Origin of the sequence: Mesorhizobium sp. M2A.F.Ca.ET.039.01.1.1 (assembly GCF_003998035.1) — a bacterium.
In the GTDB taxonomy this organism is placed as follows: Bacteria; Pseudomonadota; Alphaproteobacteria; order Rhizobiales; family Rhizobiaceae; genus Mesorhizobium.
In genome coordinates this window covers 1-1651 of sequence record NZ_RZRY01001058.1, presented here as the reverse complement: position 1 = coordinate 1651, position 1651 = coordinate 1, and the positions used below count along the sequence as shown (strand labels likewise).

Here is a 1651-nt window from a genome sequence, read left to right as displayed (position 1 = left end):
GTTCCCAAATCCGCACTGATCGCGGCCGCCCTTGCTGGCAGCCTGCAGGCCGGCTTCGCGGATGAATGGCGCACCACCTCCTCGCTGATCGGCGACTCCAAATACGGCGACAACTTCCAGCACTACGATTACGTCAATCCGGACGCGCCGAAAGGGGGAAGCGTCACCTATTGCGTCGTCGGCTCCTTCGACAACCTCAACCCCTTCATCCTGAAGAGCCTGCGTACCACCGCGCGCGGCATGATCGATACCGTCTACGGCAATCTCGTCTTCGAGCCGCTGATGCAGCGCAACTACAACGAGCCTTTCAGCCTCTACGGCCTGCTTGCCGGGAGCGCCGACATGGATCAGGAGCGCAAGTCGATCGAGTTCCACCTCAATCCCAATGCAAAATGGTCGGACGGCCAGCCGGTGACCCCGGAGGACGTGCTGTTCACCTACGACGTTTTCAAGGACAAGGGCCGCCCGCCCTATAGCGACCGCATGAGCATGATCGCCAAGCTGGAGAAGACCGGCGAGCACAGCGTGAAATTCACCTTCAACGACAAGGCCAATCGCGAATTCCCGCTGATCGTCGCGCTGACGCCGATCGTCCCGAAGCACGCCTTCGACAAGGAGACGTTCGACAAGACGACGCTGAAGCCGCTGATCGGCAGCGGCCCCTACATCGTGGACAAGGTGTTGCCCGGGCAACGCATCGTCTTCAAGCGCAATCCGGATTATTGGGGCAAGGACGTCCCTTCCAAGCGCGGCTTCGACAATTTCGACCAGGTCACCATCGAGTATTTTCTCAACGCCAATGCCAAGACGGAGGCGTTCAAGAAAGGCATCTGCGCCCTTGATGACGAGACCGATCCGGTCAAGCGTGAGCGCGACATCGACTTTCCGGCATTCCGAAAGGGCGATGTAAAGGAGGAGTATTTCAACACCGGCATCCCGCCGGTGGTGACCGGCTTCCTGTTCAACACGCGGCTGCCCAAGTTTGCTGATCCCGTGGTCCGCCGCGCGCTTGGCATGCTCTACGACTTCGAATGGGCGAACAAGAACCTGTTCGGCGGCAAGTTCAACCGCACCATGAGCTATTGGCAGAACTCCGAGCTGTCCGCGCTCGGTCACCCGGCCGACGATCGCGAAAGGGCGCTGCTTGCCCCCTACCCCGGCCGTGTGCCTGCCGATGTCATGGACGGCACCTGGCGGCCGCCCGAGACGGACGGTTCGGGCCAGGATCGCAAGGTGCTCAAAGCCGCCTTCGAATTGCTGAAAAGCGCAGGCTTCCGCGTCCAGGACGGCAGGATGCTCGACCCGCAGGGAAACCCTTTCGGCTTCGAAATCCTGACCTCATCGCAGGATGAGGAGCGGCTGGCGGCGATCTACCAGCGCACGCTGGAAAAGATCGGCATCGACGTCGGCATCCGCTCGCTCGACGGCGACCAGATCCAGTCGCGCAAGCAGCGTTACGACTTCGAGGTGCTGATCGGCACCAGCGGCTTCAACAACTCCTTGTCGCCCGGCAGCGAGCAACTCGGCCGCTGGGGATCGGTTGCCGCGAAAACGGAAGGGTCGTTCAATCTCGCTGGCGTCGCCGATCCTGCCGTCGACGCCGCGATCGACGCGATGCTGAACGCCCGCACCAAGGAAGACTATGTCGCTG

Annotated in this window: 1 protein-coding gene; it reads left to right on the top strand. The window is 61.6% G+C overall.

The window, feature by feature from the left end:
* Positions 1-84: 84 nt before the first annotated feature.
* A partial coding sequence (locus tag EOA24_RS37205) for an extracellular solute-binding protein (RefSeq protein ID WP_245501952.1) occupies positions 85-1651 on the top strand: 1567 nt, incomplete at its 3' end.